General features: G+C 60.5%; 13 protein-coding genes. 6 read left to right on the top strand and 7 right to left on the bottom strand.

The features are described 5' to 3' along the window. Position 1: 1 nt before the first annotated feature. Positions 2 to 1,798 (top strand): acyl-CoA dehydrogenase C-terminal domain-containing protein, encoded by a 1,797-nt coding sequence (locus tag PMI26_RS01570; RefSeq protein ID WP_007980327.1) that lies wholly within the window; start codon positions 2 to 4, stop codon positions 1,796 to 1,798. A gap of 264 nt (positions 1,799 to 2,062) precedes the next feature. After that, entirely contained in the window at positions 2,063 to 3,841 is a 1,779-nt protein-coding gene (locus PMI26_RS01575) for an acyl-CoA dehydrogenase C-terminal domain-containing protein (RefSeq protein ID WP_007980325.1), read from the top strand. A gap of 228 nt (positions 3,842 to 4,069) precedes the next feature. Here the strand turns inward: PMI26_RS01575 and PMI26_RS01580 are convergent, their stop codons facing one another. Then, a complete protein-coding gene (locus tag PMI26_RS01580; protein ID WP_007980323.1) occupies positions 4,070 to 4,999 on the bottom strand; it encodes a LysR family transcriptional regulator in 930 nt (309 codons plus the stop codon). Between the two features lie 169 nt (positions 5,000 to 5,168). Between PMI26_RS01580 and PMI26_RS01585 the strand changes: the two genes are divergently transcribed. The 4 genes from PMI26_RS01585 to PMI26_RS31110 all read left to right on the top strand — a co-directional run bounded on the left by PMI26_RS01585 (position 5,169) and on the right by PMI26_RS31110 (position 7,619). After that, the gene (locus PMI26_RS01585; RefSeq protein WP_007980321.1) at positions 5,169 to 6,452 is read left to right on the top strand and encodes an aspartate aminotransferase family protein; all 1,284 of its coding nucleotides are present in this window, start codon (positions 5,169 to 5,171) and stop codon (positions 6,450 to 6,452) included. 254 nt (positions 6,453 to 6,706) lie between these two features. Beyond that, positions 6,707 to 7,063: a type II toxin-antitoxin system RelE/ParE family toxin gene (locus PMI26_RS01590; protein ID WP_007980319.1), complete on the top strand. Its 357-nt coding sequence runs from the start codon at positions 6,707 to 6,709 to the stop codon at positions 7,061 to 7,063. Beyond that, positions 7,056 to 7,376 carry a helix-turn-helix domain-containing protein gene (locus PMI26_RS01595; RefSeq protein ID WP_007980317.1) on the top strand — a complete coding sequence of 107 codons (321 nt, stop codon included), beginning with the start codon at positions 7,056 to 7,058 and terminating at the stop codon, positions 7,374 to 7,376. Before PMI26_RS01590 ends, PMI26_RS01595 begins: the two co-directional genes overlap by 8 nt. A gap of 84 nt (positions 7,377 to 7,460) precedes the next feature. Continuing rightward, entirely contained in the window at positions 7,461 to 7,619 is a 159-nt protein-coding gene (locus PMI26_RS31110; protein WP_003228885.1) for a YqaE/Pmp3 family membrane protein, read from the top strand. A gap of 85 nt (positions 7,620 to 7,704) precedes the next feature. Here the strand turns inward: PMI26_RS31110 and PMI26_RS01605 are convergent, their stop codons facing one another. From PMI26_RS01605 to pqqA, 6 genes are all read right to left on the bottom strand, one after another. Further along, on the bottom strand, positions 7,705 to 9,531 hold the full coding sequence (locus PMI26_RS01605; RefSeq protein WP_007980314.1) for a S9 family peptidase: 1,827 nt from the start codon (positions 9,529 to 9,531) through the stop codon (positions 7,705 to 7,707). After that, positions 9,497 to 10,669 carry a pyrroloquinoline quinone biosynthesis protein PqqE gene (gene pqqE / locus PMI26_RS01610; protein WP_007980313.1) on the bottom strand — a complete coding sequence of 391 codons (1,173 nt, stop codon included), beginning with the start codon at positions 10,667 to 10,669 and terminating at the stop codon, positions 9,497 to 9,499. Before pqqE ends, PMI26_RS01605 begins: the two co-directional genes overlap by 35 nt. Next, entirely contained in the window at positions 10,641 to 10,916 is a 276-nt protein-coding gene (gene pqqD, locus PMI26_RS01615; protein WP_007980311.1) for a pyrroloquinoline quinone biosynthesis peptide chaperone PqqD, read from the bottom strand. Before pqqD ends, pqqE begins: the two co-directional genes overlap by 29 nt. Further along, a complete protein-coding gene (gene pqqC, locus PMI26_RS01620) occupies positions 10,913 to 11,665 on the bottom strand; it encodes a pyrroloquinoline-quinone synthase PqqC (protein WP_007980308.1) in 753 nt (250 codons plus the stop codon). The genes pqqD and pqqC overlap by 4 nt, the downstream gene beginning before the upstream one ends. 125 nt (positions 11,666 to 11,790) lie before the next feature. Continuing rightward, positions 11,791 to 12,702 carry a pyrroloquinoline quinone biosynthesis protein PqqB gene (gene pqqB / locus PMI26_RS01625; protein ID WP_007980305.1) on the bottom strand — a complete coding sequence of 304 codons (912 nt, stop codon included), beginning with the start codon at positions 12,700 to 12,702 and terminating at the stop codon, positions 11,791 to 11,793. A gap of 81 nt (positions 12,703 to 12,783) precedes the next feature. Continuing rightward, positions 12,784 to 12,858, bottom strand: a complete 75-nt coding sequence (pqqA, locus tag PMI26_RS31105) for a pyrroloquinoline quinone precursor peptide PqqA (protein WP_003444522.1) — start codon at positions 12,856 to 12,858, stop codon at positions 12,784 to 12,786. Between the last annotated feature and the right edge of the window lie 13 nt (positions 12,859 to 12,871).

Raw genomic sequence — 12,871 nt, 5'->3', positions numbered from 1 at the left:
CATGCCCGAGTACAAAGCTCCCTTGCGCGACATGCGCTTTCTGATCGACCACGTCTTCGACTTTCACAGTAGTTACGCCGCGCTGGGGGCCACCGATGCCAGCCCGGACATGGTCAATGCAATCCTCGAAGAAGGCGCGAAGTTCTGCGAAAACGTGCTGTCGCCGCTCAACCGCAGCGGTGATGAAGAAGGCTGCCATTTCGACAACGGCGTGGTCACTACGCCCGCGGGCTTCAAGCAGGCCTTCGCCCAATATGTCGAGGGCGGCTGGCATGGCCTGGCGGCGGACCCGGTTTACGGCGGTCAAGGGTTGCCGATCTCTCTGGGGCTGGTCATCAGCGAGATGGTGGGTTCCAGCAACACCTCGTGGGGCATGTACCCCGGCCTGACCCACGGTGCGATGTCGGCGATCCACGCCCATGGCACCGAGGAGCAGAAGCAGACCTATTTGAAGAAACTCACCGCTGGCCAATGGACCGGCACCATGTGCCTGACAGAAGCCCATTGCGGCACCGACTTGGGCATCATCAAGACCCGTGCCGTGCCAGCGGCCGATGGCAGCTATGCGATCTCCGGCAGCAAGATCTTCATCTCTGCGGGCGAGCACGACATGAGCGCCAACATCATTCACCTGGTGCTCGCCAAATTGCCGGACGCACCGGCCGGGACCAAGGGGATTTCGCTGTTTATCGTGCCCAAGTTCCTGCCCGACGCGATGGGCGAAGCGGGTGAGCGCAACAACGTGTCCTGCGGCTCGATCGAACACAAGATGGGCATCAAGGCCTCGGCCACCTGCGTGCTGAACTTCGACGAGGCCAAGGGCTTTTTGATCGGCGAGCCGAACAAGGGCCTGAATTGCATGTTCACCATGATGAACCACGCGCGGTTGGGCACGGGCATGCAAGGTCTGTGTCTGGGCGAGGCGAGCTTCCAGGGCGCGATCAAATACGCCAACGACCGATTGCAGATGCGCTCGCTGACTGGCCCGAAAGCCCCGGAAAAAGCCGCCGACCCGATCATCGTGCACCCTGATGTGCGGCGGATGTTGCTGACCATGAAAGCCTTCAACGAAGGCAACCGCGCGCTGACCTACTTCACTGCACAGTTACTCGACATTGCACACCTGAGCCCGGACGAAACGGCGCGCCAGGATGCCGAAGACCTGCTGGCGTTCCTCACGCCGATCTGCAAAGCCTTCATGACCGACACCGGCCTGGAAGTGACCAACCATGGCATGCAGGTGTTTGGCGGCCACGGGTTCATTCGTGAGTGGGGGATGGAGCAACTGGTACGCGACTGCCGCATTGCGCCGATCTATGAGGGCACCAACGGCATTCAGGCACTGGACTTGCTCGGGCGCAAGGTACTCGGCAGTCAGGGCAAGCTGTTGCGCGGGTTCACCAAAATCGTCCACAAGTTCTGCGCGGCGAACGCCGAACATCCACAGCTGGCCGGGTATGTGGCGCAGCTCAATCAACTGAACCAACAGTGGGGTGAGTTGACCACCAGGGTCGGCATGGCGGCGATGAAAAACCCGGACGAAGTCGGTGCCGCGTCGGTGGATTACCTGATGTACAGCGGTTACATCATCCTCGGCTACCTGTGGTTGCGCATGGCGCTGGTGGCTCAGGCGCAACTCGAGGCTGGCAGCGGTGATGCCGGCTTCTGCCGGGGCAAACTGGCGACCAGCGAGTTTTACTTCAAGCGTCTGTTGCCACGCACCGCCGCTCATCGGGTGGCCATCGAAGCGGGGAGCGACTGTCTGATGCAACTGCCGGCCGAGATGTTTGCGCTCTGACACATACCCTGTAGGAGCGAGCTTGCTCGCGATGGTCGTGAACGATAACGCGTAAAACCAGATGTCCAGTGGCGCCTAGGGGTTTTTCGCGAGCGGGCTCGCTCCTACAGTTCTTATGTTTCGCCTCTCCACATCGCAATGACTAAAAATTACAAAACGGTCATGAGCTGACCCTATGTGTCACAAAAGTTGTTGAGGTACACTCCGACCCAACGAAAACAACTCTTCCTGTGAATCACCTGTATAGATCTTGCGAGGTTTGCCATGGCTGACTACAAAGCGCCCCTGCGCGATATGCGCTTCGTCCTCAATGAAGTTTTCGAGGTCGCCAAACTCTGGGCCGAACTGCCTGCGCTGGCCGAGACCGTCGATGCAGAAACGGTCGAAGCCATCCTGGAAGAAGCCGGCAAAGTCACCAGCAAAAGCATTGCCCCGCTGAGCCGTGCCGCGGACGAGGAAGGTTGCCATTGGGTCGACGGTGCGGTCACCACGCCGGCAGGTTTCCCGCAGGCCTATCAGACCTACGCGGAAGGCGGTTGGGTCGGCGTCGGTGGCGATCCATCCTACGGCGGCATGGGCATGCCCAAAGCCGTTTCGGCCCAGGTCGAAGAAATGGTCAACTCCGCCAGCCTGTCGTTCGGTCTGTATCCGATGCTGACCGCCGGTGCCTGCCTGTCGATCAACGCCCACGCCAGCGAAGAGCTGAAAGCCGCGTACCTGCCGAACATGTACGCTGGCATCTGGGCCGGTTCCATGTGCCTGACCGAGCCACACGCCGGTACTGACCTGGGGATCATTCGCACCAAGGCCGAGCCTCAGGCCGACGGTTCCTACAAGGTCAGCGGCACCAAGATCTTCATCACCGGTGGCGAACACGACCTCACCGAAAACATCATCCACCTGGTGCTGGCCAAGTTGCCGGATGCACCGGCGGGGCCGAAAGGCATTTCGCTGTTCCTGGTGCCGAAGTTCATGGTCAATGCCGATGGCAGCCTGGGCGCGCGCAACCCGGCGAACTGCGGGTCGATCGAACACAAGATGGGCATCCAGGCGTCCGCGACCTGCGTGATGAACTTCGATGAGGCCGTGGGTTACCTGGTCGGCGAACCGAACAAAGGCCTGGCGGCGATGTTCACCATGATGAACTACGAGCGCCTGGGTGTCGGTATCCAGGGCCTGGCCACGGGCGAGCGCTCGTACCAGAACGCCGTGGAATACGCCCGTGACCGTCTGCAAAGCCGTTCGCCGACGGGCGCGCAGAACAAGGACAAAGTGGCTGACCCGATCATCGTCCACCCGGACGTGCGTCGCATGCTGCTGACCATGAAAGCCTCGAACGAGGGGGGGCGTGCGTTCTCCACTTACGTGGCCATGCAACTGGACACTGCCAAGTTCAGCGAAGATGCCGCCACCCGCAAGCGTGCGGAAGACCTGGTGGCCTTGCTGACTCCGGTGGCGAAGGCGTTCCTGACCGATCTGGGTCTGGAAACCACCGTTCACGGCCAGCAGGTGTTCGGCGGCCACGGTTACATCCGTGAGTGGGGCCAGGAGCAACTGGTGCGTGACGTGCGCATCACCCAGATCTATGAAGGCACCAACGGCATTCAGGCGCTGGACCTGGTGGGGCGCAAGATCGTCGGCAGCGGCGGGGCGTTCTACAACCTGTTCGCCGACGAGATTCGTCACTTCACCGCAACGGCCAGCGCTGACCTGGCGGAGTTCACCAAGCCGCTCAACGACGCCGTCACCACCCTCGACGAACTGACCGCGTGGTTGCTGGATCGGGCGAAGAGCAATCCGAACGAAATCGGCGCGGCATCGGTCGAGTATCTGCAGGTTTTCGGCTACGTGGCGTATGCCTACATGTGGGCCCTGATGGCCAAGGCCGCTTTGGGCAAGGAGGCGCAAGACGATTTCTACGCCAGCAAACTGGGCACCGCACGGTTCTATTTCGCCCGTCTGTTGCCGCGGATTCACTCGTTGAGCGCGTCGGTCAAGGCCGGTAGCGAATCGTTGTTCCTGCTGGATGCAGGACAATTCTGATGACGTAATGGTTTGTAAGCATTCTCTTACATAACGTGCTGCTGTTCTCCCATAGATGCAAATTGGATCCACAGCTAATCTACTTCTCATGGACGTAGCGCAGGAAGCGCAAAGCAACAACAGGGACACGTAGGATTCTGCCAGGATGGCGGAGTGAAATGGATGTCAGGGAAACAGTCTGCAAAGCCCCGCTTCGGCGGGGTTTTCTTTTGCCCGAAGAAAAGTTTCCTAGCTCAGCCCGTCCAGAGCCTGCGCGCTGTTCAAGCGTTCAGCGGGGCCATTGATTACTTCTTCCAGCAATGTCCGCAGCAAGGCCAGCGAGGCCTGCTGCCGTTGCACATCCCGACACACCAACCCGACTTTCAGTGGTACTCGTGGTTCGCTCAGGGGTTTCCACAGCAATTCGTGGTTGCCATGGGTCTTTTGCGAGCGTCCGGGCAGCACCGTCGCCAGGCGTGTGTGCGGCAGGCTGTCGAGGATGCCGGCCATGTTGTTCAGTTCGGCTTGCACCTGCGGGCGACGTCCGAGGTTCGCCAGTTGGGTTTGCCAGATCTGCCGGATTTGAAACTCCTCGCCCAGCAGCAACATCGGCAGCTCGGCGGCCTGGCTCATGGACACTTTCTTGAATTCACGCAGCGGGTGCTCTGCCGGGATGACCAGGGTCAGTTCATCTTCGTACAGCATCACGCCATGCAAGCCAGGTTGGCGGGGCGGCAGGTAGCTGATGCCGATATCCAGAGAACCGTTGAGCAGTCGCCGCTCGATTTCCAGTCCGGTCAGTTCGTAGATCTGCACGACAAGATGCGGCTGCGCCTTGCGCACGCGTTCGAGCATCTGTGGAACGAGGCTGGTATGCACGGTCTGCAATACACCGATGGCCAGGGTGCGCAGCGCCTGACCCTTGAAGTTGCCGAGCGCCTCCCGTGCCCGTTGCAGGCCATCGAGCAAAGGCAGGGCGTGGTTGTACAGCGTGTGGGCCGCGAGGGTCGGCAACAGGCGTTTGCTGTTGCGTTCGAACAGGCTCACATCGAGGTTTTTCTCGAGGTGACGGATTTGCTGGGACAGCGCCGGCTGGGAGATCGACAGGCGTTCGGCGGCCCGGCCCACATGGCCTTCTTCATAGACCGCGACGAAATAACGCAGTTGCTTGAAATCCATAAGTATTACTTATCGAAAATGCTGGGAAATCGAAATGGCTGTATGCCTTGCCTGAGCCTAGTCTAACCGCATTCACAGGGCTTACAGGGCCACAGAGCGCGATGAATACCCTTTGCTTTGATGCTGTTTACATAGGTAAGGCAAAAAACCTCAAAAGAGGTTTTTTCGGATGAATCTGTTCAGTCTGCGCCGGAGTCCTCCCAGTCTTGATGATCTGGTCATGGACGCCTCCCTGCCTTCCAAAGACAACAGTCTTTCCAGCGAGTACTTGATGCCCGGTATCGAGCGGCCGAAACAGGTGTTTGTGCGCGGCCAGGGTTCATGGCTGTGGGACAGCGATGACCGTGCGTATCTGGATTTCTCCCAGGGCGGTGGGGCCAACAGCCTTGGTCATAGCCCTTCGGTACTGGTCAACGCCATCACTGCCCAGGCTCAATCGCTGATCAATCCGGGTTTCGGCCTGCATAACCGCGGCATGCTCAAACTTGCCGAACGCCTGTGTGCCAGCACCGGCAGTGATCAGGCCTACCTGCTCAATACCGGCAGCGAAGCCTGTGAGGCGGCGATAAAACTGGCGCGCAAATGGGGTCAACAGCATCGCGGTGGTGCGTCGCGAATCATTGTGGCCAACAACGGTAACCATGGCCGTAGCCTGGCGACGATGTCGGCGTCGGACAGTTCGACATTGGCCAACCGATTCGAGCCGCAACTGCCGGGCTTCAGCCATGTCCCGTTCAATGACCTTCCGGCTTTGCATGCGGCCGTGGATGAGCGGACCGTCGCGATCATGCTCGAACCGATCCAGAGCGAAGCCGGCGTGATCCCGGCCACTGCGCATTACCTCAAGGGCGTCGAACGCCTGTGCCGTGAACTCGGCATTTTGCTGATCTTCGATGAAGTGCAAACCGGCATCGGCCGTTGTGGCACCTTGCTCGCGGAACAGTCCTTCGGGGTAACGGCGGATATCGTCGTGCTTGGCAAAGGCCTGGGCGGCGGCGTGCCATTGGCCGCACTGCTGGCCCGGGGCAAGGCTTGCTGTTTCGAACCCGGCGAGATGACCGGTACCCATCATGGCAATGCACTGATGACCGCGGCGGGACTTTCGGTGCTCGATACGGTGCAGGACAAGGCTTTCCTCAAGCACGTCGCAGAAGCCGGTCAGCACCTGCGTGAGGGCTTGGGGCGTTTGGCCCATCGTTACGGTCACGGCGAGTTGCGCGGACAAGGGCTGCTGTGGGGGCTGACGCTGTCGGACGACTCCGCTGATGCGGTGGTCAAGGCCTCGCTCTACGAAGGCCTGTTGCTCAACGCCCCGCAACCCGACTGCCTGCGCTTTACCCCTGCGCTGAATGTCAGCAACGCCAACATCGATGAAATGCTCCTGCGCCTGGCGCGCGCCTTCTCCCGAGTACGCACCGCGCAATTGCGGTGCCGCAAAGGGATTGCCGTCTGATCCGACGCGCGCCCTGTACACATTCCCGAACCGTCTCGCGGTAATACGCACGCCTCACGCCTGACATTTTTGGTGTGGGGCGTTTTTTTGTGGCTGGTTTTTGCCAAAGGCAATTTCGGCTTGAGCGGTTAACCCATCAATGGCTTTCTAGCGTGCATCGGCAGGGAGTGCCGGTGCCAGCGATTGAACCTTGTTTCGTCGTTGGCTTTGAATTCCATACCACTGGGTGGTATGTTTTTGCGGAAGGGATACCTATGTCGCCGAGGCTGTTCAAGACAAAACGTTTTGCGATGCAGGCCGCCAAGGCCTGGATCGGTGATGACGAACTCCGGGAGGCATTCACCGAAATGCTCAATGGTCAGGCTGACAATCTGGGTGGCGGGGTCTGGAAGAAGCGTTTGAACTCCAACCGCCATCGCTCGATTATCCTGGCCAAGGGAGGTGCTTATTGGATCTATCAGTTCCTGTATGCGAAGAAAGATCAGAGCAACATCAGCCCCAGGCATTTGCTCGACTTGCGAGAGTTGGCCAAGACATATGGTGGGCTGACCGAAATGGAAATTCAGCGCTTGCTGGATGCAAAGGAGTTTGTGGAGATACCAAATGAGTAAAAAATTCAAAAGTGAGCTATCGGAATCGATCCACGAATCGGCCAGTGCCTTGTACGCCATCGGTGCAATCAGCAAGGCGACCATGCGTGAATTCGATGAGTCTTGTCTTGCAACGGTGCCGAATGCGATTCCCGCTGAGGAGATCAAGGCATTGCGCGAACGCAACAATGTCAGCCAACCGGTGTTTGCGCGCTACCTCAACACCAGTGCTTCCACGGTCAAACAATGGGAAGCAGGGGATAAGCACCCCAGTGGCATGGCGTTGAAGTTGCTGAGTATCGTGCAGAAACACGGTCTGGAAATACTGGCCTGAGGAATCGGGCTGAACCCTGACAAACGGCACAGGTCGATTAGCTGTAGGGCTCGAACGAGTCCACCCCAATCAGGAGCTGCCCCCATGGACTTTATTCGCATCATCATCGCCATCCTGTTGCCGCCGCTGGGTGTGTTTTTGCAAGTAGGATTCGGCGGAGCGTTCTGGCTGAATATTCTGCTGACGTTGTGCGGTTATATTCCGGGGATCGTGCATGCGGTTTACATCATCGCCAAGCGCTGAATTTTGCGGCGGCAGGTCGGCCGCCTTCGCGAGCAAGCCCGCTCCCACAGGATTTGTGCAAACCACAGAACCTGTGGGAGCGGCTTCAGTCCACTGAATCCATCACCCTTCGATAAAACAACCACTCCTGCTCCAGCGCATGGGCCTGATTGCCGGCCTTGCGAAAGCCATGGCGTTCGTCCGCGTAGTAATGCGCTTCGACCAGGATGCCGTTGTCCTGCAGCGCCGCGACCATGTCGCGGGTCTGTTGCGGGACGACCACGGCATCCAGTTCTCCCTGAAAGAAGATCATCGGCACGCGGATGTAGCTGGCATGCAGCAGCGGAGTGCGGGCGGCGTAGCGTTCGGCGTCAAGCAGAGGATCGCCGATCAACCAGTCCAGATAGTCGCTTTCGAATTTGTGGGTCGCGCGCCCCAGCGCGACCGGGTCACTGACCCCATACAGACTGGCTCCGGCACAGAACACGTTGTGAAACGCCAGGGCGCAAAGCGTTGTGTAGCCACCGGCGCTGCCGCCGCGAATGAAGGCCTTGTCGCCGTCGATCAGGCTGCGTTCGTTGAGGTAACTGACCACGGAGCAAGCGTCTTCGACATCCACATCACCCCAGCTCAAATGAAGCGCCTGACGATAGGCCCGGCCATAACCGCTGCTGCCGCGATAGTTGAGGTCGGCCACGGCGAAGCCCCGCTGTGTCCAGAACTGGATGCGTGGATCGAGCATCGGGTAGCACGCCGACGTCGGGCCGCCATGGATGAACACCACCAGTGGCGGTTTCGCCGCGCCGGTCATTGCCGGGTAGAAGAAGCCGTGTGCTTCGCCTGAGCCGCTGGGGTAGCGCAAGGTCTGCGGGCGGCTGATCCGTTCGGGAGGAAGCGGTGCGATGCCGCCAGCCAGCACCTTCACTTGCCGGCTTTGACGGTCGATGGCGATGACGGCGGTTGAGCTGACGGGCGACGCTGCAATGCAATAGATGAACTGCCCATCCACCGCGAGATGGCGGAAGCGGCTGTAGTCGCCGGTGAAGTCGGCGCAGGAGTTGCCGCCTATGCCTAAACGGCCAAACCCGCCTTCGGTCCAACTGGCCAGAAAACTATCGTCGCCCAGCGGCAACCAGGTACTGCCGCCGAGTTGCCAGGGCGCCGGGCCATGGTCGGCGTTGGCACTTGGCAATGGGCTCAGGCCTTTCCCGGATTCCACCCATGGCTGCCAGTAACCGCCGCGATCCGTCAGGCAGTACAAGCGACCATCGGCATCAAACCGTGGCTGTTGCACCGACTCTTGAGCACCGTCGCCCGCCACACAACGCGCCTCGGCAAACCCGCCATGGGCGAGGCGTTCGGCAACCATCAAGCGGGTCGCTGTCCATGGCTGATCCGGGCGACTCCATTCGATCCAGGCCAGGCGTCGGGCATCAGGGCTCAGCGTCGGTGCCGCGTAAAAATCAGCACCTTCGACCAGCAGGTGGCGTGCGCCATCCAACAGATCGATCGCCACCAGTCGGTGTTGGTCTCGATGCTCCTCGACCGCCAGCACCTGCCCGCTGGCGAACTGCAGATCGCCATAACGGCACGCACCGGATGTCAGCTTTTCGGGCGCATCGCCTTGCAGCGTTTGCCGATACAACTGCTGGTCGGCCTCGTTGACGAAAACGATGCCGTCGTCCGTCAGACAAAAGGCTCCACCGCCATATTCGTACACCCGACTGCGTACGCTGAACCCCGGCGGCGTCAGGCATTTCGCTGTGCCGTCACGCCAATGCCAGATCCGGCACGCCGCGTCTTCGGGTCGGTACTCGTTCCAGAACAGGCCGTTTGGACCGACCTGCAGTTCGGCAAAGTCGATACCGGCAGCCACGGCTTTGGCAGCGCTGAACGGTTCAGCTTTTGGCGATGAGGCGTGAGTTTCGTTCATTGCGAAAGGCCAGTTGGTCGATGGTCTGGGTCGCGTGTTCGGCTTCTTCGCGAGCCTTGAGGATCACGCCGTGTTGTGGCGACTTGCTGCACACCGGGTCGGCGTTGCTGGCATCACCGGTGAGCATGAACGCCTGGCAGCGGCAGCCGCCGAAGTCTTGTTCTTTCTCGTCACAGGAGCGGCACGGCTCGGGCATCCAGTCGTAACCGCGAAAGCGATTGAAGCCAAACGAGTCGTACCAGATGTGCTGCATGCTGTGGTCGCGTACGTTGGGAAACTGCACCGGCAGCTGTCGGGCGCCGTGACAGGGCAGGGCGGTTCCGTCCGGCGTGACCGTCAGAAAAATACTGCCCCAGCCGTTCATGCAGGCTTTCGGGCGTTCTTCGTAATAGTCCGGGGTGACGAAAATCAGCTTGCACGGATGCCCTTGGGCTTCCAGTTTGGCGCGGTATTCATTGGTGATGCGTTCGGCGCGCAGCAGTTGCTCCTGGGTCGGCAATAGCCCGACGCGATTGAGTTGCGCCCAGCCGTAGAACTGGCACGTGGCGAGCTCGACGAAGTCCGCTTCCAGGGCGATGCACAGCTCGATGATGCGGTCGATCTGGTCAATGTTGTGCCGATGAGTGACGAAGTTCAGCACCATCGGATAACCATGGGCCTTCACCGCCCGGGCCATTTCCAGTTTCTGCGCAAAGGCCTTTTTCGAGCCAGCCAGCAGGTTGTTCACCTGCTCGTCGCTGGCCTGGAAACTGATCTGGATGTGATCGAGACCGGCCTGCTTGAAGTCGCTGATTTTCTGCTCGGTGAGGCCGATGCCGGAGGTGATCAGGTTGGTGTAGAAACCCAGTTTGCGGGCTTCGGTAATCAGCTCGGCGAGGTCCTGGCGCACCAGCGGTTCACCACCGGAAAAGCCCAGTTGCGCCGCGCCCATTTCCCGCGCTTCACGGAACACCTTGATCCACTGTTCGGTGCTCAGCTCTTTGCCCTGTTCGGCGAAATCCAGCGGATTGGAGCAGTAAGGGCATTGCAGCGGGCAGCGATAGGTCAGTTCGGCGAGCAGCCACAGCGGCAGGCCGACGTCCGGTTTGGGCGGCACTTGCACTGATGATTCAGGCAAGTTCGATCCAGTGCTGCGCACGGGCTACCTCCATGAATTGCTCGATGTCGTCACCGAGCTCGGGTACGCCGGGGAACTGTTGCTCGAGTTCGGCGATGATCGCCGCGACATCCCGTTCACCGTCAATCAAGCCGCCGATCAGGGCGGCACTTTCGTTGAGCTTGATCATGCCTTCCGGGTACAGCAGCACGTGGCCTTTCTGCGCTGGTTCGTACTGGAAGCGGTAGCCGGGACGCCAGGTCGGGGTCTTGCTGCGATCGAAACTCATAAGGTGATTCCTTTGTGCCAGACCCGTTCTCCGGTCACGCTGTGATACGGCGGGCGTTTCAGTTCGTAGGCCATGCTCATGGCATCGAGCATGCTCCAAAGAATGTCCAGTTTGAACTGGAGAATTTCCAGCATGCGCTCCTGGCCTTTACGGGTGGTGTAGTGCTGTAGCGTGATCGCCAGGCCGTGCTCGACATCACGCCGTGCCTGGCCCAGGCGCGTGCGGAAATACGCGTAGCCGGCCGGGTCGATCCATGGGTAATGCTGCGGCCAACTGTCCAGGCGCGATTGGTGGATTTGCGGGGCGAACAGTTCGGTCAGCGAGCTGCTGGCGGCCTCCTGCCAGCTGGCGCGGCGGGCGAAGTTGACGTAGGCGTCCACGGCGAAGCGCACGCCGGGCAGGACCAGTTCCTGAGAGCGCAACTGGTCCGGGTCGAGGCCGACGGCCTGGCCCAGTCGCAGCCAGGCTTCGATGCCGCCGTCTTCGCCGGGCGCGCCGTCGTGGTCGAGCAGGCGCTGAATCCACTCGCGGCGGATCTCGCGGTCGGGGCAATTCGCCAGAATGGCCGCGTCCTTCAGGGGAATGTTCACCTGATAGTAGAAACGGTTGGCGACCCAGCCCTGGATCTGCTCGCGGGTCGCCCGGCCTTCGTACATCGCCACGTGGTAGGGGTGATGGATGTGGTAGTAGGCGCCCTTGGCGCGCAGGGCCGCTTCGAATTCGGCGGGGGACATCGGGGTGTCGGTCATCGGGGTTCTCCGGGAAACAACCGTAGAGGTCTAGTGCCTGTGCCGGACTCATCGCGAGCAAGCTCGCTCCCACAGGGGGATGTGGTCAACTGTGGGAGCGAGCTTGCTCGCGATAGGGCCATCTGCTACAGCACAATACTCATGCCGTCATACGCCACTTCAACCTGGCGCCGATCCAGCTCTGCGCGCTCGGGCGAATCTTCATCGAGAATCGGGTTGGTGTTGTTGATGTGGATAAGCACCTTGCGCTGCGTGGGCAGTTGCTCCAGCACTTCGAGCATGCCGCCCGGGCCGTTTTGCGCCAGGTGGCCCATCTCCCGACCGGTGCGGGTGCCTACGCCACGACGCTGCATTTCATCGTCATCCCACAGCGTGCCGTCGACCAGCAGGCAATCGCTGCCGGCCATGATCTCCAGCAGCGCGGCATCCACCTTGCCCAGACCCGGTGCGTAGAACAGTTTGCCGCCCGTGCCCCGGTCTTCGACGATCAGGCCGATGTTGTCGCCCGGATGCGGGTCGAAGCGGTGCGGCGAGTACGGCGGTGCGGCACTGCGCAAAGGCAGCGGGGTGAAGCGCAGGTTCGGGCAGGCGGGAATGGTGAAGCTTTGATCGAGTTCGATGCGGTTCCAGTTCAGCCCGCCGTTCCAGTGTGTCAGCATGTTGAACAGCGGAAAACCGGTGCTCAGGTCTTCGTGGACCATGTCGGTGCACCACACCTGATGCGGGCAACCCTCACGCAGCATGAGCAGGCCGGTGGTGTGGTCGATCTGGCTGTCCATCAGGATGATCGCGCCGATCCCGGTATCGCGCAGGGCGCGGCCCGGCTGCATCGGGGCGAAGCCCTGGAGTTGGGCGCGGATGTCCGGGGAGGTGTTGCACAGCACCCAGTTCACGCCGTCATCGGAAATCGCGATGGACGACTGCGTCCGCGCCTTGGCCCGCAGGCTGCCGTCGCGAAAGCCTGCGCAGTTCACGCAGTTGCAGTTCCACTGGGGGAAGCCGCCGCCGGCGGCGGAACCTAGAATCTGGACAAACATGGACGCTCCATCATTTCAACGCTGAAAATAAAACGCCTCGGATAACCGAGGCGTTGTGCTGCACATCTGCCAAAGCAGAGATTAGCGGCTTGCGAAGTACATGGTGACTTCAAAGCCGATACGCAGGTCGGTGTAGGCAGGTTTGGTCCAGGCCATCAATTGAACTCCT

It is taken from the genome of Pseudomonas sp. GM33, assembly GCF_000282295.1.
GTDB classification, from domain to species: domain Bacteria; phylum Pseudomonadota; class Gammaproteobacteria; order Pseudomonadales; family Pseudomonadaceae; genus Aquipseudomonas; species Aquipseudomonas laurylsulfatiphila.
This window is presented reverse-complemented; position numbering and strand designations above follow the sequence as displayed.

Coding starts and splice junctions, on each gene's coding strand:
- PMI26_RS01570 (WP_007980327.1), top strand. CDS start 2: ATGCCCGAGTACAAAGCTCCCTTGCGCGACATGCGCTTTCTGATCGAC.
- PMI26_RS01575 (WP_007980325.1), top strand. CDS start 2,063: ATGGCTGACTACAAAGCGCCCCTGCGCGATATGCGCTTCGTCCTCAAT.
- PMI26_RS01580 (WP_007980323.1), bottom strand. CDS start 4,999: ATGGATTTCAAGCAACTGCGTTATTTCGTCGCGGTCTATGAAGAAGGC.
- PMI26_RS01585 (WP_007980321.1), top strand. CDS start 5,169: ATGAATCTGTTCAGTCTGCGCCGGAGTCCTCCCAGTCTTGATGATCTG.
- PMI26_RS01590 (WP_007980319.1), top strand. CDS start 6,707: ATGTCGCCGAGGCTGTTCAAGACAAAACGTTTTGCGATGCAGGCCGCC.
- PMI26_RS01595 (WP_007980317.1), top strand. CDS start 7,056: ATGAGTAAAAAATTCAAAAGTGAGCTATCGGAATCGATCCACGAATCG.
- PMI26_RS31110 (WP_003228885.1), top strand. CDS start 7,461: ATGGACTTTATTCGCATCATCATCGCCATCCTGTTGCCGCCGCTGGGT.
- PMI26_RS01605 (WP_007980314.1), bottom strand. CDS start 9,531: ATGAACGAAACTCACGCCTCATCGCCAAAAGCTGAACCGTTCAGCGCT.
- pqqD (WP_007980311.1), bottom strand. CDS start 10,916: ATGAGTTTCGATCGCAGCAAGACCCCGACCTGGCGTCCCGGCTACCGC.
- pqqC (WP_007980308.1), bottom strand. CDS start 11,665: ATGACCGACACCCCGATGTCCCCCGCCGAATTCGAAGCGGCCCTGCGC.
- pqqB (WP_007980305.1), bottom strand. CDS start 12,702: ATGTTTGTCCAGATTCTAGGTTCCGCCGCCGGCGGCGGCTTCCCCCAG.